This window comes from Polyangium sp. 15x6 (assembly GCF_029960785.1).
Lineage (GTDB): Bacteria > Myxococcota_A > Polyangia > Polyangiales > Polyangiaceae > Polyangium.
The window spans coordinates 13,896-35,627 of the sequence record NZ_JASBQE010000102.1 but is presented as its reverse complement, the minus strand read 5'-3'; the positions used below and the strand labels follow the sequence as shown (position 1 = coordinate 35,627).

The 21,732-nt window shown below is 69.0% G+C and carries 19 protein-coding genes and 1 tRNA gene; 13 read left to right on the top strand and 7 right to left on the bottom strand.

Features of this window, described 5'->3' with window-relative positions:
• Window positions 1–21: 21 nt before the first annotated feature.
• The 5 genes from QHF83_RS43435 to QHF83_RS43415 all read left to right on the top strand — a co-directional run bounded on the left by QHF83_RS43435 (window position 22) and on the right by QHF83_RS43415 (window position 4,623).
• Window positions 22–939 (top strand): hypothetical protein, encoded by a 918-nt coding sequence (locus tag QHF83_RS43435; protein WP_136928627.1) that lies wholly within the window; start codon window positions 22–24, stop codon window positions 937–939.
• A gap of 48 nt (window positions 940–987) precedes the next feature.
• Window positions 988–1,977, top strand: a complete 990-nt coding sequence (locus QHF83_RS43430; protein WP_282423987.1) for a SpoIIE family protein phosphatase — start codon at window positions 988–990, stop codon at window positions 1,975–1,977.
• Complete coding sequence (locus tag QHF83_RS43425; protein ID WP_272427080.1) at window positions 1,974–2,480, top strand: ATP-binding protein; 507 nt, start codon at window positions 1,974–1,976, stop codon at window positions 2,478–2,480. The genes QHF83_RS43430 and QHF83_RS43425 overlap by 4 nt, the downstream gene beginning before the upstream one ends.
• Window positions 2,477–2,884, top strand: coding sequence for a hypothetical protein (locus QHF83_RS43420; RefSeq protein WP_136928624.1), 408 nt, complete (start codon window positions 2,477–2,479; stop codon window positions 2,882–2,884). The genes QHF83_RS43425 and QHF83_RS43420 overlap by 4 nt, the downstream gene beginning before the upstream one ends.
• A gap of 176 nt (window positions 2,885–3,060) precedes the next feature.
• Window positions 3,061–4,623 carry an ATP-binding protein gene (locus QHF83_RS43415; protein WP_348980516.1) on the top strand — a complete coding sequence of 521 codons (1,563 nt, stop codon included), beginning with the start codon at window positions 3,061–3,063 and terminating at the stop codon, window positions 4,621–4,623.
• Window positions 4,624–4,631: 8 nt separating this feature from the next.
• On the opposite strand, the gene QHF83_RS43410 is transcribed toward QHF83_RS43415, so the two are convergent.
• A tRNA-Arg gene (locus QHF83_RS43410) sits at window positions 4,632–4,705 on the bottom strand.
• A 129-nt stretch (window positions 4,706–4,834) separates the two neighbouring features.
• Here QHF83_RS43410 and QHF83_RS43405 point away from each other — a divergent pair.
• The gene (locus QHF83_RS43405) at window positions 4,835–6,409 is read left to right on the top strand and encodes a L,D-transpeptidase (RefSeq protein ID WP_282423985.1); all 1,575 of its coding nucleotides are present in this window, start codon (window positions 4,835–4,837) and stop codon (window positions 6,407–6,409) included.
• A gap of 30 nt (window positions 6,410–6,439) precedes the next feature.
• Here the strand turns inward: QHF83_RS43405 and QHF83_RS43400 are convergent, their stop codons facing one another.
• From QHF83_RS43400 to QHF83_RS43385, 4 genes are read right to left on the bottom strand one after another with little or no spacing between them, the layout of a single operon-like run.
• Entirely contained in the window at window positions 6,440–7,126 is a 687-nt protein-coding gene (locus QHF83_RS43400) for a class I SAM-dependent methyltransferase (RefSeq protein WP_282423984.1), read from the bottom strand.
• A 37-nt stretch (window positions 7,127–7,163) separates the two neighbouring features.
• Complete coding sequence (locus QHF83_RS43395; RefSeq protein WP_282423983.1) at window positions 7,164–8,180, bottom strand: pyridoxal-phosphate dependent enzyme; 1,017 nt, start codon at window positions 8,178–8,180, stop codon at window positions 7,164–7,166.
• Entirely contained in the window at window positions 8,177–8,680 is a 504-nt protein-coding gene (locus QHF83_RS43390; RefSeq protein ID WP_282423982.1) for a biotin/lipoyl-containing protein, read from the bottom strand. Before QHF83_RS43390 ends, QHF83_RS43395 begins: the two co-directional genes overlap by 4 nt.
• 12 nt (window positions 8,681–8,692) lie before the next feature.
• Window positions 8,693–9,067, bottom strand: coding sequence for a hypothetical protein (locus QHF83_RS43385; protein ID WP_282423981.1), 375 nt, complete (start codon window positions 9,065–9,067; stop codon window positions 8,693–8,695).
• A 112-nt stretch (window positions 9,068–9,179) separates the two neighbouring features.
• On the opposite strand from QHF83_RS43385, the gene hutH reads away from it, so the two are divergent.
• From hutH to QHF83_RS43370, 3 genes are all read left to right on the top strand, one after another.
• On the top strand, window positions 9,180–10,736 hold the full coding sequence (gene hutH / locus QHF83_RS43380) for a histidine ammonia-lyase (RefSeq protein ID WP_282423980.1): 1,557 nt from the start codon (window positions 9,180–9,182) through the stop codon (window positions 10,734–10,736).
• 94 nt (window positions 10,737–10,830) lie between these two features.
• Entirely contained in the window at window positions 10,831–11,139 is a 309-nt protein-coding gene (locus tag QHF83_RS43375; protein WP_282423979.1) for a hypothetical protein, read from the top strand.
• Between the two features lie 68 nt (window positions 11,140–11,207).
• Entirely contained in the window at window positions 11,208–14,120 is a 2,913-nt protein-coding gene (locus QHF83_RS43370) for a protein kinase (protein WP_282423978.1), read from the top strand.
• Between the two features lie 156 nt (window positions 14,121–14,276).
• Here the strand turns inward: QHF83_RS43370 and QHF83_RS43365 are convergent, their stop codons facing one another.
• Both QHF83_RS43365 and QHF83_RS43360 read right to left on the bottom strand, forming a co-directional pair.
• The gene (locus QHF83_RS43365; RefSeq protein WP_282423977.1) at window positions 14,277–14,807 is read right to left on the bottom strand and encodes a hypothetical protein; all 531 of its coding nucleotides are present in this window, start codon (window positions 14,805–14,807) and stop codon (window positions 14,277–14,279) included.
• Window positions 14,804–16,414: a hypothetical protein gene (locus tag QHF83_RS43360; RefSeq protein ID WP_282423976.1), complete on the bottom strand. Its 1,611-nt coding sequence runs from the start codon at window positions 16,412–16,414 to the stop codon at window positions 14,804–14,806. The genes QHF83_RS43365 and QHF83_RS43360 overlap by 4 nt, the downstream gene beginning before the upstream one ends.
• 121 nt (window positions 16,415–16,535) lie before the next feature.
• Here QHF83_RS43360 and QHF83_RS43355 point away from each other — a divergent pair, with 121 nt between their 5' ends.
• The 4 genes from QHF83_RS43355 (at window position 16,536) to QHF83_RS43340 (ending at window position 21,516) form a co-directional block, all read left to right on the top strand.
• Complete coding sequence (locus tag QHF83_RS43355) at window positions 16,536–17,153, top strand: hypothetical protein (protein WP_282423975.1); 618 nt, start codon at window positions 16,536–16,538, stop codon at window positions 17,151–17,153.
• A gap of 61 nt (window positions 17,154–17,214) precedes the next feature.
• On the top strand, window positions 17,215–18,624 hold the full coding sequence (locus QHF83_RS43350) for a serine/threonine-protein kinase (RefSeq protein WP_282423974.1): 1,410 nt from the start codon (window positions 17,215–17,217) through the stop codon (window positions 18,622–18,624).
• An 82-nt stretch (window positions 18,625–18,706) separates the two neighbouring features.
• On the top strand, window positions 18,707–20,887 hold the full coding sequence (locus QHF83_RS43345; protein ID WP_282423973.1) for a hypothetical protein: 2,181 nt from the start codon (window positions 18,707–18,709) through the stop codon (window positions 20,885–20,887).
• Window positions 20,884–21,516 (top strand): hypothetical protein, encoded by a 633-nt coding sequence (locus QHF83_RS43340; protein ID WP_282423972.1) that lies wholly within the window; start codon window positions 20,884–20,886, stop codon window positions 21,514–21,516. Before QHF83_RS43345 ends, QHF83_RS43340 begins: the two co-directional genes overlap by 4 nt.
• Window positions 21,517–21,732 lie beyond the last annotated feature (216 nt).

Below are 21,732 nucleotides of genomic sequence, written 5' to 3'. Positions count from 1 at the left end.
GCGTAGGAGACCGGCAACACTATGAGTGAGATCATTGGCGTCTATTCGCTGGACGACTCGTTCAGCGAGCACATGTCGTTGACCCTGTACCCGGATTCGTTCGCGGTGCGGTGGAGCCTCTGCAACCTCACGGCGAACTTCATGGCGGAGTACTTCGCCGAGCTCTTTCCGGACGCGGACAACGACGGGAAGCTCATCAGCCGGGCGGAGGTCAGCGGCGCGGTGAGCTACGTGCTCAACGAGCTCGTGGAGAACGCCGTCAAGTTCAACCGCAGCGGTGATATCAACGTCACGGTTGGGATTGGCAAGGAAGATCTGGTGTGCCTGGTGAGCAACCACATCGCCAATGGCGAGGTGCCTCCGTTGCGGGAGAAGCTGCTCGAGCTCTCGCGCGAGGACCCGGGGGAGCTCTTGCGCCGCCAGGCCGAGGCCAACGCGGAGGACGTCGAGGCGACGGGCTCCGGGCTCGGGTATCTCATCATCATGAGCGATTATGGCGTGAGCCTGGGGTGGAAGCTCGATCCGGTCTCAGCGCAGAACACTTGCATCAGGACGATGGCGCGGCTGCCCATCTTGAAGGAAAGGGCCAGAATGGAAATCAAAGGTGGAAACTATCGAGTCTGGTACGACCCCGCGGAGGTCACGGTCTACTTCGAGGGTATCTTGCGCCTCGGCGGGCCGCAGGAATACCAGCCGATCGAGGATCTCCTCGAGAAGGTTCTCCTGGGCAATGCGAAGTCGATCACGATCGACATGCGCACGCTGAACTTCCTGAACAGCTCTGGCATCAACGTGCTCTACAAGTTCGCGATCGCCATGCGGAAGAAGGGTGACGTGCAGCTCGTCGTCCGGGGCTCGAAGGCGATTCCGTGGCAGGGCAAGTCGCTCCCGAACCTCAAGAAGTTCAACCAGAACTTCGAGATGATCTTCTGTGACTGATAGGAGAGGGGAACGTAGGGCGCCCGCGGCGGAGGATTTCTTCGAACGATGACCGCATCGAAGGACAGCTCGTCGGATCCGGTGGCCGAAGCTCGGTCGGAGCAGACGGATCTCGAAGCCGTCAAGGCGCTCCTATCGGACGACGCTGCTTGCAAGGCTTTGCTCGCACGCGAGGGTGGGGCTCTCGAGCTCCTTGCCCGCTGTCGGGGCCTGGTCGAGCAATGCGAGCGTCTCCGGGCCGACATCGACGAGATGTCCGTTGTGCACGAGCTCACGCTCGAGCACGCGACGCGCATCGAGAACGAGCTCGAGCTTCAGAACCGGATCGTGAGCGAGGACCTCGAGGTCGCCCGAGGGATCCAGCAGGCGCTCTTGCCAGACCCGTCGATGCTCTCCGCGGAGCTGGAAATCGCCATCTACCACAAGCAGCTCGCGGAGGTTGGAGGAGATTACTACGACTTTTCCCAGCTACCCGGGGAACGCTTTGCGGTCAGCGTGTTCGACATCTCCGGTCACGGGGTATCGTCGGCGCTCATCATGTCCTTCTTGAAGGCACAGATCGAGAATGCGACGCGGCGTTCCGACAGCCCGAGCGCGATCGTGGATTGGGTCAACCGTGCATCGTATGCCTTCCTCCGCGGAGTGAGGCGGTATGCCACGGTGAACTTCGTGGTGTTCAGCGATCGGTTCATCCGGTACGTTTCTGGTGGCGGATATGGGCTCCTGGTCCGGCACGGGATGCAGCGAACGTTCAACAGGGTGGGCAATTACATCGGTTTGAGGACCAAGCCGTTCCGTGAGTTCGAGCTGCCGTTCGAGCAGGGAGACGTTCTGGCGCTGTACACGGACGGTATGGTCGAGGCTTTAGATGCAGAGGGAAAGGGTTATACCGTGCAACGTCTCAACGACATCATCGCGCGGCATAGCGAGGAACCCGTCCAGGATATCCTGAAGAGATGTGTAGACGACTATACGTCCTTCAGGGCCGAGGACATCGACGACATCACGCTCCTCATCATGCGAAGGTGCGCTAAATGAGCGCCGGGGGCAACCGGACGCAGACGGCCGTCGGAGCGTCGATTTCCATCGCGCCGCTCGATCACGTGGCCGGAGACGTGGCAGGCCTGCTCGGGAACTTTCTCTTCGACCTTTTGGGGATGTTTTACCCGCGGCAGATCTGCTCGAAGGCGAACGTGGTCGTCATCGAGCTGGTCACCAACGTGATGGAGCACTGCTCGATCCGTGACGGCGCATTGCGCGTCGACCTCAAGATCGACGGCGATGAGCTCATGATCACCGTGGCGAATCCGGCCACGGAAGACGAGTTCAAAGCCGTGAGCGATCGCTTCACCATCATCGCCAACGCCGAGGACCCGAGGAAGCTCCTCGCGGATACGGTCTATCGCCGGCGTATCGACAAGGCGAAGGGAGGCCTCGGCCTCATGCGGCTCACTGCGGAGAGCAAGTTCAAGCTCACGGCCGAGTACGAGCAGGGGTTCCTCGTTGTCAAAGCGCTATTCCCGATGAGAGGTTTCGCATGAAGGTCCTCACCTACGGTGAAATCATGGACGGCGGCCTGAGCGTGTTCCACTCGGTCGCGAAGCTCGATGATCATCACCTGATCCTGACGTTCGAGGGCGTCATCCGGGTGGACAACCCCTACCGCTACCTCCACACGTACCTCGAGGAGCTCGCGAAGGTCCTCCCCCGGCAGTCCGTCACCGAGACGACGATGGACTTCGTCAAGATGCGCTTCTGCAACTCGAACGGGTTCTACGTCATCATGGATATCGTCGACGCGGTCTACAACCTCGTCCCCGGCCGCGTCACCGTGCGTCGTATCGCCGACGACGACTGGCAATGCGAGACCCTGCCCATCCTGCTCAACCTGAGCGAGGAGCACATTGCCGCGAGGACGAACTTCGAGGACGTCAAAGCGCCCTGACCGTCCGACCGCTCGATACGCAGCGTCCCATCCGCCTCCCCGCCATCCGTTTCTGTTCAAACGGAATTCCATTCCATCCAGCTCACGCCGAATCCCTGCTCGTGCCGGGCCGCCGTTCCTCCAGAATCGCGCGGACGCGAGATTCGTAGTACGTTCTTTCCGACCGCCTGATCATCGTGGAGCTCAGAGGTACGGCATTGAACCGCTCGGACGCGCCGTTGACACGTACGGTGTGGAAACGTTACGCGGTGGCGCTGCTATCAGCCGGGCTCGGGCTAGGTTCGCGCATATTGCTGACGCCGGTCGTCGGCAACGAGGTCCCATTCATCACGATGTTCCCCGCCGTGGTGTTGAGCGGCTGGTATGGAGGATTCCGTGCCGGAATGCTCACCACGCTCGTCGGCGGCTCCAGCGTTGCCTGGTTTTTCCTTCGATACGATTACCCGTCCGCTGGTGGTTCGGTCGAAGAGGTCACGAGCCTCGTCGTTTTTCTCCTGATGGGCGTGCTCATCAGCTGGCTCACGAACGAGCGCAACGTCGCGATTGCGCACCTGCGCGAGGCCCACGAGAGCGAGCGCATCGCGCGTCGACGCGCCGAAGAATCGAGCGCGCGCGAGGAGGCGCTGCGTAGCCAGGCCGAGACCGCCAACCAGGCGAAGGACGGATTTCTGGCGATGCTCGGGCACGAGCTCCGCAATCCGCTCGCCCCGATGGTCACGGCCCTCGAGCTCATCCGCATGCGCAGCGGCGGAGCGCTCGGCCGTCCGGAGCAAGTGATCGAGCGGCAAGTGCATCACCTCGGCCGGATGGTCGACGATCTGCTCGACGTCTCGCGCGTCGCGCGTGGGCTCATTTCGCTGTCGAAGCGACCCACCGAGCTCGAACCGGTCATCACGCGCGCGCTCGAGATGGCGAGCCCGCTGCTCGAAAAACGTCGCCACCACGTGACCGTGAACGTGCCGAGGACCGGGCTCGCGGTGTACGCAGATCCCGACAGGCTCGCGCAGGTCTTCACGAACCTCTTCACGAACGCGGCGAAGTACACCGAGCTCGGCGGGATCGTCGAAGTCTCGGCCGAGCGGCGAGGCGGCACGGTCGTGGCCACGGTGCGCGACACGGGCGTGGGCATGAGCCCGGAGCTGCTCGCGCGGGTGTTCGAGCCGTTCGTGCAAGGCGCGCAGAGCATGGAGCGCAGCGTGGGCGGGCTCGGCATCGGGCTCACGCTCGTCAAGAGCCTGGTGTCGCTGCACGGCGGCGAGGTGTCGGCGCACAGCGACGGCGCAGGTCACGGGAGCACGATCGAGGTGCGATTGCCCTGGCTCGATCGCGCGTCGCTGCCCGCGATCGAGGTGGCGCCCGCGCCTGCGGCGATGCTCCCCTCGCATCGCGTGCTCGTCGTCGACGACAACGAGGACGCGGCGACGCTGCTCGCGGACGTGATCCGCGCGCAGGGCTGGCCCGTGGCCGTGGCCTTCGACGGGCCGCAAGCGCTCTCGATGCTCGAGTCGTTCGCGCCGGACATCGCGGTGCTCGACATCGGTCTGCCCGTGATGGACGGCTACGAGCTCGCCACGCGGATCCGCGAGCGGCTCGGGGCGCGGGCGCCGCGGCTGCTCGCGGTGACGGGGTACGGGCAGGAGGAGGACCGCAAGCACGCGAGCGAGGCGGGCTTCGCGCACCACCTCGTCAAGCCTGTGAGTACCGACGCGCTCCTCGCGGCGATGAACGAAATGCAGTGATAACGCTGCGCGCCACAGTGGATTCGAACCACTGGCCTTCGGCTCCGGAGGCCGACGCTCTATCCAGCTGAGCTAGTGGCGCACGCCGCGTTTTCGGACGCGGGGGCCAGCAACCTAGCGGGAAGTTTGCCCCTGCGCAAGTCCTTCGAGCGTCGTTCGGGTGCGGTCTCAAAACTTGGCCCTCTCGGCCGACATCCGGCATCCGGGGCTCATGGACGCACGCAAGCGGCTCTCCCTCCTGGCCCTCGGTGTGCTTGCGCTCGCCGGGTGCAAGGGCAAGGGCTCCCCCGAGGGCATCGTCAGCTTGTCCGCGCCTGCGGAGCAGGTCGCGGCCGATCCGGCGACGGTCCCCAAGGAAGGCGGCCCCCGCATCGGCGCCGTGGAGATGGCGGCGCCCATCTATCTGAAGCCTGATCGAAGGTCGCCGAAGATCGGCTACCTGCGCGCGGGCGCCACCGCGGTGCGCGGGGAGAAACCCGCCGCGTTCGACGACTGCCAGGGCGGGTATTACCGCGTCCTGCCGGCCGGCTACATCTGCGCCGAGGGCAGCGCGTCGATCGACATGAAGCACCCGATCTTGCGGGCGCTCACGAAGCGGCCGGACCTCTCGAAGCCGATGCCGTACCCCTACGCGTTCGTACGAGCGATCGCGCCGAACTACTACCGGCCCGCGACGAAGGCCGAGCAGTTCCAGTACGAGATGCGGCTCAAGGAGCACCTCCGGAGCTACAAGCGCCTCCAGAAGAAGTGGGACGCGATCGAGGTCGGCGCGAACGACGTGCCGCTCGACGCCGAGGGCAACGCGATCGGCGAGCCGCCGAGCGAGCCGCCGGACCTCTCGGATCAGGAGCTCTACGGCGGCGACGGGAACGACGCGATCCCCTGGTTTTTCCAGGGCGGCCGCAAGATCCCGAACATCTCGTCGTTCAAGGTCCCCGACTACGCGATCATCACGAACCGCGTCGCGCGGCACGCGGGGCTCGCGCTCATCGGCACGTTCGTCGGCGACAACGATCGGCGCTTCGCGATGACCACGGACGCGCGCCTCGTGCCGACGTCGAAGATCAAGCCCGCGCGGGGATCGACGTTCCACGGCGTCGACATGCGCAAGGGCTGGGAGCTTCCGCTCGCGTTCGTGCGCGTGCCGGACGCGTACAAGTACGACACGAGCAAGCGCTCGCTCGAGAAGGCGGGCAAGCTCGCGTTCCACACGCCCATCCAGCTCACGGGCAAGAGCATGCGCATCGGCGAGACGCGCCTCGTCGAGGCCAAGGACGGCACGTGGATCAAGGACAGCGACGTGGCGATCGCGGTCAAACCGTCGGAGCTCCCGAGCTTCGCGGCGAAGACGAAGAAGTGGATCGACATCTCGATCCTGAGCCAGATCCTCATCCTGTACGAGGGGACGAAGCCGGTCTACGCGACGGCGGTGGCGACGGGCCGCGACGGGCTCGGCGACCCCAAGAAGACGTACTCGACCGTGCGCGGCACCTTCAAGATCCGCGAGAAGCACGTCACGACCACGATGGACTCGCACGAGGTCGGCAACAAGTTCGAGCTGCGTGACGTGCCGTGGGTGCAGTACTTCGAGGCGGGCTACGCGCTCCACGCGGCGCCGTGGCACGACGAGTACGGCAAGCCGAGGAGCCACGGCTGCATCAACCTCTCGCCGATCGACGCGCGCCGCGTCTTCATGTGGACCGATCCGCCGCTGCCCACGGACTGGCACGGCGTGCAGGCGAGCGAACCCACGGGCGAAGGCACCGTGGTGAACATCCACCCCTGAAAAGCCGAGCGCGCGGGGCGCTCTTCGTCGTCAGCGTTTGACGGCGGAGAGCGTCCAGTGCCGATCGCTCGTCATCCGCACGGCCGACGCGGGGATCCCGAGCGGCGCCACGAACGCGGCGATCTCGGTGGCGGTGAGCGCCGCGGCGAGCGAGGCGCGGAAGAGCGATCGTTGGTGATCAAAGGAGATCGCGGCCGCGGGATCGGCCGGACGCTCGCCGCTGTAGAGCGCGACGAGGCGATCGATTTCGCCTTCGGTCTCGGGCCGGTGGAGATCACGCACGAAGAGCAGGCCGCCCCGGGAGGTCACGCGCCACATCTCGGCGAGGACCTGCGCGGGCTCGGGGATGTGGTGCACGATCGAGTTCGACAGGACGGCGCCGAAGGAGCCGTCGGGGTAGGGCAGGGCCTTCGCGTCGATCTTCGCGACGGTCACGCGGGAGGCGAGTCCCGCGCGCTCGATGTTCTCTCGGGCGAGCGCGAGCATGTGCTCGGCGAGATCGATGGCCACGACCTCGGCGCTCGGCGAGAGCGCGCAGAGCTCGATCGGGATCCGCGCCGTGCCCGTGCCGACGTCGAGCACGCGTCCCGGGGTCGACAGGACCGCGAGCATGTCCTCGCAGAACGCGCGGTTCACCGCGGCGTGATCCATGGCGTCGTAGTCACGGGCCTCCTCGGGGGTGTCCATGACCTCGGGTTCGAGGACACGCGGTAGCATCGATCGGCTTCTCTTCGTTGGAGGTGAAACGGGTCGCTCAGTCCAGACCGAGCGCGTCCTGGAACGTCGCTCCTTGCGCGAGGAGCCCCGGCAGCCCGCCCGTGTGCACGAACAGGATCCGCTTGCCGGCGAGCGGCCCGCCCGCCCCCGCGAGATCCATCAGCGCCGAGAACGCCTTGCCCGTGTAGACCGGGTCGAGCACCATCCCGGACAAACCCGCCACGCTCGCGATGAGCCGGCGCTGCTCGGGCGTGCTCACCGCGTAGGCCGGGCCCTTGTGAGCGTCATCCACCGTCACGCGCGCGGGCTCGGGCAGGCGCGGGTCGAGCGTGCGTGCCTCTCGCACGATGCCCTCGATCCGCGCCTGGAACGTGGGCGCGTCGTCGCACACCGCCACGGCCACCACCTCGCTCGCCACGCCGTGGAACGCCGCGCCGAGCGCCGCGCCCGCCGCCGTGCCGCCCGATCCACACGCGACCACGACCGCGTCGAACGGCTTGCCCCCGCCGAGCCCGAGATCGAGCTGACGCCGCACCTCGCCCATGGCCTCGACGTACCCGAGCGCGCCGAGCCCGTTCGAGCCTCCCTCGGGGATCACGTACGGCTTCTGCCCCTCGGACCGCAGCTCCTCGGCGGCCTCGTCCAGGATGCGATCCCGATCCCGGTACTGCTCGGGCGTGATGAGCCGGATCTCCGCGCCGGCGAGGCGATCGATCAGCACGTTGCCTTCGAGCGGCGCGCGGGACGGATCGAGCGAGGGATCGTTCGTCCTCAAAAAGAGCACGGCGCGCAGGCCGAGCGAGGCGGCTGCGAGCGCGGTCGCGCGGGCGTGGTTCGATTGCAGCCCGCCGCAGGTGATGACCGTGTCGCACTCGAGCGAGAGGGCCTCGCCGAGCAGGAACTCGAGCTTGCGGATCTTGTTGCCCGCCTCGGCGCCCCCGGTCATGTCGTCGCGCTTGACCCAGAGGTCGATGCCCGTCGCGACGACGAGCCTTCGCGGGCGCTGGAGTGGGGTTGGCAGGTGAGCGAGCGGAAGGCGCTTTCGAAGACTCATTCGATCTCGACGAGCTTGGCACCCCCTTCGACGGTCGCGCCAGCGGTCACGTAGACCTTCTTCACCCGACCGTCGCGCGTGGACGCGAGCTCGTTCTCCATCTTCATCGCTTCGACCACGACGAGCGGCCGTCCCGCGTGGATCTCGTCGCCCTCGGCCACGAGCACCTTGAGCACGCGGCCGGGCATCGGCGACGTGACGAGCCCCTCGCCGCCGCCGCTCTTGCCGCCTTGCACGGTCGAGAGCGCGCGCAGCCGTTCGTTCTCGACGCGCGCGTAAAACCGCCGCGACGACGTGACGACGCCGACCTCGGGCGGCGTGCCCTCCATCCAGAGCTCGACCGAGCGTCCGCCGATGTCGAGGTGCACCGCCCCCTGGTGGTCGTAGGCGTCGATCGCGAACGATCGACCCTCGACCTCGGCGCGGATCTCGCCCGAGGGCAGCACGGTCAGATCGACGGGGACCTCGCGACCGGAAGGGAATTTGACGAAGTACCGCATGGCAATCGTGGATCAGTTGGGCTTCGGCACGAGGGCGCAGCGGCCCTGGTGACACACGCAAGGGTTCGCGTCGACGCTCTTGCAATCGAGCATCGTGGAGCAGACCGTGTCGGGCGTGCGCGGCTTCGCGTGGGCGACGGCGACACAGGCGTGCGCATGGCAAGGCTCCGCGGGCGCACACTCGGCGTCCTTCGTACACGGGTCTTCGCTCACCACGGGCGCGGGCAGGCCGCAGGTGATCGGGCCTTCCGCGGCAGGAGGCGGCGGCTCGTTCGGAGCGGACTGGATCGCGCCGGGCTCGGTCGACCCCGGCCCCTCGGCTGCGGAGCCGGCACACGCGACCAACCCGAGCAAGAGCGCAGCGAAAGACCATCGGAGGGTTTGCATGGGGCCGGAGCTTAGGCGATCGCCCCCGACCGTCAAAGCCGCTTTCGCCCGTCCCTCCGTGAGGTGCGCCCGCGCGGAGGCACGCGGCGCGGGATGTACTAACGTGGCGCCCGTGCACACCCTTTCGCCTCTTCTCGTTGGGCGTCCGATCACCCTCGCCGATCTCGAGGACGTCAGCCGTCACGGCCGCCCCGTCGCCCTTTGCCCCGAGGCTCGCGCCCGCATCGTCGCCTCGCGCCGCGCCGTCGACGCCATCGCCGAGGCCGGCGACGCCGCGCCTGCCGTCTACGGCATCAACACCGGCTTCGGCGCGCTCGCCGAGACGCGTATCGCCGAGCGCGACGTCATCGCCTTGCAGAAGAACCTCGTTCGCAGCCACGCGACCGGCGTCGGCCCGGATCTCGGCGAGCCCGAGGTCCGCGCCATGATGGTCCTTCGCGCGCAGGTCGTCGCGCTCGGCTACTCGGGCGTCCGCGCCGAGGTCGTCGATCTGCTCCTCGCCATGCTCAACGCCGGCGTCGCGCCGCGCATCCCCTCGCAAGGCTCGGTCGGCGCCTCGGGCGACCTCGCGCCGCTCGCGCACCTCGCCCTCACGCTCATGGGCGAAGGCGAGGCCTCCTTCCGCGGCCAGCGCATGACGAGCGCGGAAGCTCTCGCGCGCGCCGAGCTCCGCCCCGTGGTCCTCGCGGCGAAGGAGGGCCTCGCGCTCATCAACGGCACGCAGTACATGGCCGCCCTCGGCGCGCTCGCCGTGCGCGACGCGCTCGCCCTCTGCACGATCGCCGACGTCGCCGGCGCGATGAGCCTCGAGGCGAACAAGGGCTCGAAGCGCCCCTTCGACGAGCGCCTCATGGCCGTCCGCCCGCACCCGGGCCAGGCCGCGTGCGCCGAAAACCTCCGCGCGATGCTCGACGACAGCGAGATCATGCAGAGCCATGCCGACTGCCCGCGCGTGCAGGACGCCTACTCGCTCCGCTGCATGCCCCAGGTCCACGGCGCCTCGCGTGACGCCCTCGGCTGGGCTGCCGACGTCCTCACCCGCGAGATCAACAGCGTCACCGACAACCCCACCGTCTTCCTCCGCGACGACGGCGGCGCCGACCTCCTCTCGGGCGGCAACTTCCACGGCCAGCCGCTCGCGCTCGCGCTCGACCTCGCGGCCATGGCCGCGGCCGAGCTCGCGAACATCAGCGAGCGCCGCGTCGAGCAGCTCGTCAACCCCGCGCTCTCGAGCGGCCTCACCCCCTTCCTCGCGCCGCAGAGCGGCCTGCACTCCGGCTTCATGATCGCGCAGGTCGCGAGCGCCTCGCTCGTCAGCGAGAACAAGGTCCTCTGCCATCCGGCCAGCATCGACTCGATCCCTTCGAGCGCCGGCCGCGAGGATCACGTCAGCATGGGCAGCGTCAGCGCCCGCAAGCTCGCCCAGGTCATCGAGAACGTCCGCACCTCGCTCGCGATCGAGATCCTCACGGCCGCCCAGGGCATCGATCAGCGCCGCCCCCTCCGCTCCTCGGCCGCCGTCGAGCGAGCGCACGCGACCGTCCGCGCCGTCTCCCCCACGCTCGACGAGGACCGCCCCCTCTATCGCGACATTGCCGCCGTCCGCGACATCGTCCTTTCGGGCGCCCTCCGCCGCGCCGTGGAAGAGGCCACCGGCTCTCTCCGGTGACCCCTGAAAACACGCCGGCTCGCCATTTCGAGACGAATCCGATACATTCGTTCAGGTGATCTCCGGGCGTGAAGACCCCTTTCCTGCGGCGGCCGTGCGCGACCTCATCGGCATCGTGCGGGCAATGTATGCGGCCGCCAAACTCTCGGGGGCGGGCCGCGCCGAGCTCCAGCGCATCGAACGTGTCGGCCGGGACCTCGCGTCGGCGCTCGAGCTCGCGCAGCGGAGCGGTCCGAACACGATCGGCGCGTCGGCCGCGTGGAAGCGGGCCGAGGAGGCGGCGCTCCGCGCGGGCGACCTCGTCGATGCGTTGACGCCTGCCGAGCCGCTCGTGCACGCGGCCCGCGCGCGCATCGCGGGCAAGGCCGTGGGCGAGGGGAAAAAGAAGGCGAGCGCGCGGTGAGATCGCCGGGGCGCGAGCTCTGATATCCTCGCAGCTTCCCCGAGGTACCCCTGGACCAAGATCAAGCGATGCCCCGTTCGCGGCTCCGGCGCGCCGTGTTCGCCGCCGGAACGCTCGCCCTCGCGATGCTCTCGGCTTCGCCGATCACGCGCGCGGACGTCCCTGCCCCCGTCCCCACCGAGGCGCATGCCCACGCGTATCCGGGCGCGTGGGAGTACCGCTGGGGCGACTCGCCGCGGGACCCCACGGGCGCGTTCGTCTGGGCCACGCCCGCCGTGAACGACGGCTGGCGCGCCTTGCCGCCGAAGACCGCGCCCGAGGGCCGCGGCGGCGAGCGCTTCCTCTGGATGCGCACGCGCCTCGTCGGCGCTATCGAGCGCGAGCCCGTCCTCTACCTCGGCGGCGTCGATCAGCTCGTCGAGGCGTACGTCGACGGCGCGCTCGTCTACCGGTTCGGCTCGTTCGAGGGCGACGGCGCGCTCCGCTTCCAGGGCTACGAGCCCCACTTCATCCCGCTCGGATCGAACTTCACGGGCAAGACCCTCGCGCTCCGCGTCTACTCCGATCACGTCAACATCGGCCCTTACGGCGATGTACTGCTCGGCCCGCGCGCCGACCTCGCGCTCGAAGCCGTCCGCGCCGACCTGCCCACGCTCGCGATGGGCATCCTCCTCGTGTCCGTGGGCCTCTTCGTCCTCGGCCTCTACCTCTCCGAGCGTCGCGACAAATCGAACCTCGCCTACGGCCTGCTCGCGCTCTCGCTCGGGATCTACCTCCCCGCGGCCGCGCCCATCCGGGGCCTGCTCCTCGACGCGCCGCTCTTCTGGATCCACGTCGAGCTCGCGAGCCTCTACCTCACGCCGCTCTTCTTCGCCTCGTACTTCGAGCACGTCTTCGGCCCGGGCCGCTTCCGCTTGCTCCGCGGCTTGCAGTGGGTCCACGGCGCGTACTTCGTCGGCTCCGCGCTCGTCGTCGCGCTCGGGCTCGTCCCCGTCCTCCGCACGCTGCTGCCGTTCCAGATCCTCCTGCTCGTCACCGTCGTGCTGATGACCGCCCGCGCGGTCCTCAACGCGACGCGCGGCAACCTCGACGCGCGCATCTTCACCGGCGGGTTCATCCTGGCCGCTGCTGCGGCCTCGCACGACGTGCTCAAGGCGATCGGCCTCGTCCCGCGCGCCAACGTCTCGCTCGGGCACGTCGGCACCTTCGCCTTCACCCTCGCGCTCGGCATCATCCTCGCGCGCCGCTTCGTCGAGGTGCACGAGCGCATGGGCCGCTACTCGCGCGTCCTCGAGCTCAGCCTCGCCTCGGCGCAGGTCCTCGATCGTGGCGGCCAGGCTCGCGTCGCGCTCGACGAGATCATCCGCCTCCTCGGCGCGCGCGCGGCGCTCCTCTTCGTCACGCCCGAGGGAGGCGCGATCGAGGGCGCCGATCTCGAAGTCGCCGCGGGTCGCGAGGCCGGCGGCGTGGAGATCCCGCTCGCCTCCGTCATCGCCGGCTTCGCCTCGAACCTCGACGACCTCGTCGAGCAGGTCCGCCTGCGCCGCGAGGCGCGCGTGTGGAAGCAGATCGAAGGCACGCGCCGCAGCGCCATGGCTGCGCCGCTCCTCGTCCGCGACGAGCTCCTCGGCGTCCTCTACCTGGAGACCGACGAATCGCGCCGCCACTTCGACGCCGCCGACCTCTCGCTCCTCAACGCCCTCGGCGAGAAGCTCTCCATCAACATCGTCTCCACGCGCGCCGTCCGCGCCGAGCTCGAGAGCTCGCTCCACCAGAAGCGCATCGCCGAGCAGGCCGCGCTCCTCGAAGCTGCCGCGCGCCTCGCCTCCGGCGACATCAAGACCCCGATCCCCGTCGACGAGAAGAGCGAGTTCGCGGACCTCGCGCGTGGCCTCGACCAGATGCGCCGCGACGTGCAGCAGAAGATCCGCACCATCGAGGCCAAGAAGACCGAAGTCGAGGTCCTGAACGAGGAGCTCCGCCGCAAGATCCAGCAGCACACCTCGAGCTTGCTCTCCTCGCTCCGCACCGACGTCGAGGTCGACGAGGACGAGCTCGTCACGGCCACGCCGAGCTTCGAGATCGGCGCCCTCATCGCCGATCGCTACCGCGTCATCGAGGAGCTCGGCCAGGGCGCGATGGGCGTCGTCTACGAGGTCGAGCGCGTCCGCGACACGCGTCGCTTCGCCATGAAGGTCCTCACGAGCCGCAGCGACAAGCTCGCGATGGCTCGCTTCGTGCGCGAGGCGCAGATCCTCTCTCGCCTCGACCACCCGAACCTCGCCTCGATCGCCGACGTCGACGTCACGCCCGAGGGCTTGCTCTACCTCGTCATGGAGCTCTGCAAGGGCAAGCCGCTCCATCGCTGCAAAGAGCGCTACCGCGACGTCGACTGGTGCTGCTCGGTGCTCGGTCAGATGGCCGCGGGCCTCGCGGCCGTGCACGCGCAGGGCGTCATCCACCGCGACCTCAAGCCGGGCAACGTCATGGTCGCCGAGGACGCCGAGGGCCATGCGCAGGTCAAGCTCGTCGACTTCGGCATCTCCACGCTCACGGGCGAAGTCCAGGAGCGCTCACCCGCCTCTGAACGGCCCCGCGAGCTCGACACGCCGCCGTCCACGCGCCGCAGCATCGCGCCGCCGCCGCAGGAGGTCACGCGCACGGGCATCCTCGTCGGCACCCCGACCTACATGGGCCCGGAGCTCGCGCAGGGCTCACGCCACTGGAAGGCGCACTCCGACGTCTTCAGCCTCGGCGTCATCGCCTACGAGATCCTCACGGGCAAGCGCCCCTTCAACGTCCCGCCGATCTTCGTCGGCATGCAGGGACAAACGCTCCCGCGCCCGGCGGGCCTGCGCCGCGTCGAGGGCCTCCAGGGCGGGCTCGCGCTCCTCTTCGAGCGCTGCATGGACCCGGACCCGGCGGCGCGACCGACCGCGCAAGAGGTCGCGGACATGGTCGGCAAGTACGGGTATCGCTGACGTTCTCCCGACGAACCCGCCCGCGCCCCCCCTCGACCCCCGTCGAAGCCGGAGCGCCTGTACCCGCGCCTACCTCGACCCCCGTCGAAGCCGGTCCCCCTGTACCCGCGCCCCCCCTCGACCCCCGTCGAAGCCGGACCGCCCCTGCCTGCGCCGTTACTCCTGCCTCATCACCCGCACGGGCCTTCCATCCGGCCCCGTACGCACCTCCCCCGGCGGCTGCGTCAGGCTTGGCGCTCCCGCGTTCACCGTGAACGACTGCACCCGCTCCCGCACCCGCCCCGCGAACGTCCCGCGCACCCGCACCGCGAGATCCGCCCGCGTCGCCGGCGCCGTGAACGACACCTCCACCGACACCTTCTCGTCCTTGCCGAACTGCCGGTTCTGCACCGGCTCCTTCGCGCTCGTCACGACGAGCCCGTCCACGCCCCACACCTCCACGGTCACGTCGCTCGCGGCCTCCTCGAAGTCGACCGTCAGCACCGCGCTCGACGTGGCGAGCCTCCCCTCCACCTTCACGGGCGCGCCTGGCTTCTGCGTACCCACCTCGCCCCCCTCGTCGGCGCTCGCCTCGGCGCTCGGCGTATCGGGCCCGACGTGATCGGGCTCCTTCCGCTCCACCGTCCCGCACGCGGCCACGACACAAGCGAGCATCCAGAGAGCGCGCATCTCGTTCCCTCTCTTCATGGCAGGACCTCGATCTTCACTTCGTACGGCCCCGAAATTTCTCCGTAGCCTTGCACGTTGACCACGTAGTCCTCGCCCGCGGCCGTCGAAAACGACACCGTCTCGTCGCCGCTCTCCGACGCCGCGCTGTCGAGCTCCTTGCCGCGCAGGTACACGTAGAGATCCACGTCGCTCGTCGCGCTCGAGCTCACCTTCAGCGTCCCGCCCGTACCCTTCACGCGCAGAAACCGGTTCTGCCCGAGCAGCGCCGGATCGAGCCCGCCGACCAGCGTCAGCGTCACCGACTCGTTCGCCGCGACCGGCACGAACACCGGCAGCGCCCCCGGATCCTCGGCCGCGTGCGTCTCGCCCGTGCCCCACGCGTCCACCACCGGATCGACCCCGAACGAGCTGCCCGATCCGTGATGCCCGACCAGCGCGTCGATCGCCGTCGCCGCCTCCGGATGCGCGCTCTTCAGCCCCGTGACGAACGGAAACAGCGTCACCATCGCCGGCGTCGCCTTCAGATCGCCGACCAGCACCGTGTAGACGCCTTGCAGCCCGAGCTCGACGCCGTCGAACGCCTCGGCGTACCCGTCGTACGCGTCGAACACCACGTTCTGCACCGTCGTCTCCGAGTACCAGCCGGGCTTCGCTCCCTGGCTCGTGTCGTTCTGCTCGATGTCCTCCGAGAACCCGTCCTTCTGCCCGGGCCCCATCGAGTCCGTGTAGACCGTGTCCGGATCGAGGATCATCGCCGACAGTGCGTTGCAGAACCCCTCGCTGTACGCGAGCCGCGGATCGAGCACGTCGCCGTAGCCGTGCGACCCGCCCCAGCTATCCGAGCGCGTGATGTGCTCCTCGAACGAGTGCCCCCACTCGTGCACCAGCACGTGCGTATCGAACTCGTCCGTGTCCACGTTCTCCTTGCCGAGCACGTAGATCTGATCGCCGTCCCAGTGCGACGTCCCGATCTGGCCGAACACGACGAGCCCGTCCTCGGGCCGATTGTCCACGCTCCAGTTGATCTCGAGCTTCGGGAACACGGGCGGCGGCGTCGTCTCGTCGAGGAACCGCCGCGCCGCCGTGTAGGCCGCGTCGAGCACCGAAAACGGCGCAGCGAGCCGCGGTTTGCCGTAGGAGACCCCCGTCCACCCCGTCGTCGCCACCACGTCGAGTGACGTCGGCTCCTCGACCACCACCTCCGCGCTCTCCAGCACGTACGTCGCGTCGCTCGACGTGTTGTCCACGACGAGGATGGAGGGCTCCATCGTCTCGGCGTAGACCCACACCTTCACCTGCGCCGTGCCCTTCCAGTCGAAGCCGTACCGGCCCATCGCGTCGGACGTCGTCTCGGCGAGGACCGTCTCGTTCGCCGCGTCGAGCAGCGCCACGCGCGCGCCCCGGATCGGCTTCTGGTCCACCTTCGAATAGTCGAGCCCGTCCGCCGCGCGATCGTACGCGACGGTCTCGTACAGAAGCGTCCCCGAGAGCCTGGGATTCTCGGGCGGCGGCTCGCCCGTCCCCCCGGGCTTCACCGCGGGTTCGTCGCTGCCGCAGCCTGCCAAGGGCAGCGCGCCCAGCACGAACAGCGCTGCCAGCCGAATTCCCGAACGTGCGGATCCCACGCCGAACATCCTCCGAAAGTATCGAAGGCGCATCCGCCCCGTCAACGCCCGGCGTCGCGCGACATACACGTCTGTCCCCGTCGTTTTTCGGGCATCTCGATTGCAGAGACCGGAGGACACCATGCAATCGACGACGCTTCGGCCGTTCATGTTGTCCCAGGTTGCGCTTTTGCTGCTCCTCGCCGCCGCGGGTTGTCAGGAACGAGGAGATCGCGACGACGGCATGCGAGGCGAGGGGCCCTCGCTCGGCGCGTCGGGTGACTTCGATCGCCGCGACGGTGGATCCGACGCGGGCGCATGCGACGACCGTCCGATCCTCGAATCGGGCGCCGCCGTCGACCCGAACGATCCGTGCGGCACGCTCCTCGGCGACGGCGAGCCGCTCGCGCGCGCCGCGTGGGTGAGCGCGCCGGACCCGAACTTCCAGATCTCCCAGGCCGTCGGCGTCACGTGGTTCGCCGAGTATGCGTCCCGCGTGCCCCTCGAGCCGCGCGGCGCGTATGCGCTCGAGCTCGAGCGCTGCGACACCCCGGCGCACAAGGCGACCACCTGCACGACCTCGCCGCTCGCGCTCCCCGCGAACGAGTGCGGCACGGGCATCCTCCGCTTCGGCGTCGATCCCACGCAGTATCGGCGCGGGACGAACCTCTACACGTTCGCCGTTCGCCTGCGCCGTGGTTGTGTCGTCGACAGCGTCGACACGTTTTCCCTGACGGTCGATTACAACCCGGCGCCTTAGGGGCGGAAAAAAGCGCGGATTCCTCGTGCTGCACCCCTGACCTCGGCTAGCATCGCGGCCGATGGACTTCGTCCCGGGGGCGATGATTGGGGGCAAGTACCGTCTCGAGCGCAAGATCGCCGAGGGCGGTATGGGCGAGGTGTGGATCGGCGCGCAGGTCTCGGGCGCGCTCGTCGCGATCAAGCGCCTCCTGCCCGACGCCGCGCGGGATCCTCACCTCGTCACGCGCTTTCGCCGCGAGGCGCTGCTCCTCGGCAAGATCGAGAGCGACCACGTCTCGCGCGTCATCGAACAGACGACCGATCCCGAGTTCGGCCTCCTGCTCGTCATGGAGTACGTCGAGGGCATGTCCCTCGCGGATCTGCTCGAAAAGCAGGGCACGCTCTCCGTCGAGGAGGTCCTCGACATCGGCGAGGGCGTCGCGCGGGCCATCGCGGACCTGCACCGCGCCAGCATCATCCATCGCGACGTCAAACCCGAGAACGTCATCCTGCGGCGCTTGCCGAGCGGCGAACGGCGCGCCGTGCTCATCGATTTCGGCCTCGCCCGCCTCCTCGATCCGGCCGAGGACCAGCGCGGCAAGGAGGAGACGCTCACGGGCATCACCCGCGCGGACATGGCCGTCGGCACCATCCCGTACATGGCGCCCGAGCAATTCCTGAACTCGCGCGAAGTCAGCGGCACGGCCGACGTCTACGCGCTCGGCACGATCCTCTACCGCGCCGCCTCGGGCCGAAACGTCTTCGGCGAGCAGGACGACCTCGCTTATGCGCGCCAGAAGCTCAGCGACGAGGCCCCGCCCATCGCGCTCACCCGCAAGGACCTCGCGGCCGAGCGCCTCTCCGCGATCGTCATGCGCGCCGTCAAGCGCAGGCCCGCCGAGCGGTACGAGGGTATCGAGCCCATGCTGAAGGACCTCGCCGAGGCCCGCGTGCTCGCGCGCCCGCAGAGCTCCGATACCGACGCTCCCACGCAGGCGGCGCCCGTCTCCTCGCTCCTCGGCACGGCCCCCACGCAACTCCCCTACGCCACGTCCGCCGCGGCTCCGCCTCCTGCCTCCTCGCGCCTCGGCCCTTCGGCCCCCATTCACCGCCCGTCCCCTGCGCTCACCGTGCCGATGCCGGCCGTCTCCGACATTCCCGACCCGGGCCCTCCGGCGGCCCTCCGCCGCCCGTCGCCCGCGTTCGGCGTGCCCGCGGTCGCGCCGCCTGCGGCCACGCCGCAAGTGATCTTCACGCCGCCCGTCGCCGCGCCGCCCGTCGCTGCGCCGCCCGTCGCCCCGCCGCTCGGCCGTCCTCCCGGCGTCGGCTTCGGCGAAATGCCGCACGCCCCGAGGCCCGCGCCTGCCGTCGTCATCCCGGCCGACGCCGTCCCGCGCCGCGCCGCCTTTGCGTTCGGGCTCGTCGCGCTCGGCGTCGGATTCGTCCTCGGATTCGTCGCGCACGCCATCCTCGTGGGCGGAGCTCCCTGACAAACCCGTTTTCCGTGCGCGGCCGGCCGTAGCCCTCGGCTGGAATGTCGCGGTATCCTGGAGCGTAGCCCGGGTCCCGCCGATGCGAACCACCGCGTCCACCTTCTTCCTCGCTGGCCTCACCTCGCTCGCGGCCCTCGCCGCCTGCAAATCCGGCGAGCAAACCTCGCCGACCGACGCCACCCCACAGCCCGCCGCCTCGAACGGGGCCCCGGGCGCGCAGCAGCAGCCTACCCGTGCGCGCAAGCCGCCACTCGTGCGCGAAGGCGGCGCGCTCGTCCGATCGCCTTCCGAGCCTGCGCTCTGGCTCGCCGACGAGGACCAGCAGGTCGTCCGGCGCATCGCGCTCCCCGCCGACGCCCAGAACCCGCCCGTCGCCGTCAAGATGCCCGGGCCTCCGGCGGCCGTCCTCGCCCTCGACGACCGTGTCCTCGTCACGGTCCGTGGCATTCGCAAGACCGACGATCTCGCGTCGCCCTATGAAGGACCGGGCCTCTTGCTCGTCATGCGCCCCGACCCCGCGGCGGGCCTCGTCGAGATGGGCCGCGTCGAGCTCCCGGCCGACGCCTGGGGCCTCGCGATCACCCCCGACGCATCCACCGCGCTCGTCACGTCCCCGTGGACCCACGCGGTCTCGGCCGTCGACCTCCAGACCCTCACGAAACGCTGGACCCTCGACGTCCCGCGCGAGCCGCGCGCCGTCGTCGCCCTGCCGGACGGGAAAACCGCGTACGTCACGCACCTCGCCCGCGCCACGCTCTCGCGCATCGACGCCGTCGAGGGACAGGCCCGCGTCAAGGACGTCCCCTTTCCGGCGGCCCCCTTGCGCACCCCGCCCGATCCGGCGCGGCGCGAGGCCGCGACACTCGCGTATTCGGCCGTCCTCTCGCCTGACGGCGCGCGCCTCTTCGTCCCGCGCCAGGCGCTCGGGGCCATGGGCGAGAGCGCGTGGAATGGGCAAAACACCGTCGACATCCTCTCGATTGCCGACGAGAGCCCGCTCGCCGTGCGCGCGCCTCGCTGGTTCGTCATGCAATCGAAGCCGTTCCAGAAGCTCCTCGGCGAGTTCGGGTTCGAGGAAGCCGACCCGCACCTCACGGGCCCGGCGCCTTCGCAGATCGGCGAGGTTTTCGTCCAGCCTCGCGCCGTCGTGTATCGCAAGAAGACCCGCACCTTGCTCGTGGCGAGCGAAGGCACCGACATGCTCGTCGAGCTCGACGCGCTCTCGGTCGACCCCTCGCTCGGCGCCCTCCGCAAGTACGACCTCGGCGGAGGCAATCCCGAGGACGACAAGCCCGGCGCCACCCGCTGCGGCGCGCCCACCGGAATCGCGCTCTCCGAGGACGAGGGCACCGCCTTCGTGTTCTGCCGATCGAGCCACGACCTCGCGATCGTCCGGCTCGACGCCTTCGACAAGCGCGCTCCCTACGAATCCTCGCCCCCCGCGATCTTCTCCCTCGGCCCGGATCCCTTGCCCGAGCAGGCCGCCATCGGCCGCCGGCTTTATTACAATGCGCGCGACTGGCTCATGAGCGGCTCGTATGCCTGCGCCGGCTGCCATCCCGAGGGGCGCGACGACGGGCACGTGTGGCACGAGGACATCCGGGAGAGCTACGAGGAAAAGGGCAAGTACGAGCCCAACGTGATGCATGCCTTCGAGGACAAGCAGGCGTTCGAGGGCTTCGTGAAGGGCGTCCCGCGCCAGACGCCGATGCTCGCGGGCCGCGCCGCCGCGTTCGGACCTTATGGCTGGAAGGGCGAGAGCCCGAACCTGAAGCACCGCGTGATCATCGGCTTCGGCCTTCACCGCTGGCTCGGCGGCGAGCCATTGAGTTATTCCGCGGACAAGACGATCCCGCGCGCCGATGCCATCGTCGCCTTCGCGCGCCACGGTCTCGTCCCGCCTCCGCGCGACAATCACGAGAAGACGGCCGAGGAGAAGCGCGGCGAGGAGGTCTTCAACGACCCCAACGTCGGCTGCGCGACCTGCCATGTGCCGAAGACCGACTACACGAACCGCGCTCTCGTGGGGCTCGGGCCGTGGGCGTTCGACAAGGCGCGCTTCGACACGGAGATGGAGGACGACTGGAAATTCAAGACGCCCTCGCTGCTCTACCTCGCCGGCAGCGCGCCTTATTACCACGACGGCAGCGCGGCCACGCTCGAGGAGCTCGTCGAGCGGAATGGCAAGCGCATGGGCCATACGGATCATCTTTCCAAGGAGGATCGGGCGGCGCTCGTCGCCTTCCTGAAGACGTTATGAACACCTCGAACCTGCGCCGCGCCGTGGCCTTTGCGCCGCCGTTCCTGCTCCTCTTCGCGTTCTTCTCGCTCGCCGTGGCCGAGGAGGCCCCCGCGCCCCCGGCCGCGCCCGCGCCCGCGTCCGCTGCTGCGCCCGCGCCCGCCTCCGCGTCCGCCGCTGCGCCTGCGGAGCCGAGCGCGCCTTCGCTCGGGGAATGGTCTCCGCCCGAGACCCCATCCGACAAACCCACGGCCGAGGAATGGGGGAAGGCGACGCCGCTCGAGCTCCTCCGGCCCCACGACCATTGCACGGCGTCCGCGGTCCGCGAATGGCTCCGTGTCTCCTGTCGGGATCCGCTCGCCCTATTCAAGGGGGTCCGGGTCGTCGGCGGCTCCGAGAAGGACGTCTCGATCGTCGACTTCAAGGTCAAGGGCAAGGACAAGGACCCCGAGACCGGCAAGGAGAGCGAACGGATGTTCGACGGTCTGCACATCGTTTTCCCCGTGCGCAAAGACGACCGGCGCGTGATCAGCCTCGTGAGCTGGGCCTCCTGCGGCTGGAAGTGCTGGTACATGCGGGAGGACACGTTCGTGACGATCTCCGAGCTCTGGCTGCCCGGCGAAGAGCGCCCCACGATCGTCCTCCATTGAAACTTCCATCCCAGCGTGAACGAGGTCGGCGGCTGCAGCAGCCGTGCTGTCAACCTCGAACTTCCCCCGGGTGGGGCTTCCTCGCGCTCGGCGCAATCGTCCGTCGTCGCCGCAAATGAACGCGAGCTAGGACAAAACCCGTCCTATCGCCGCCGCGTTTTCCCTCCTCTCACTGCCGCGTCCGTGCTTGGTAGGACAATTGTTGTCCTACCCGGA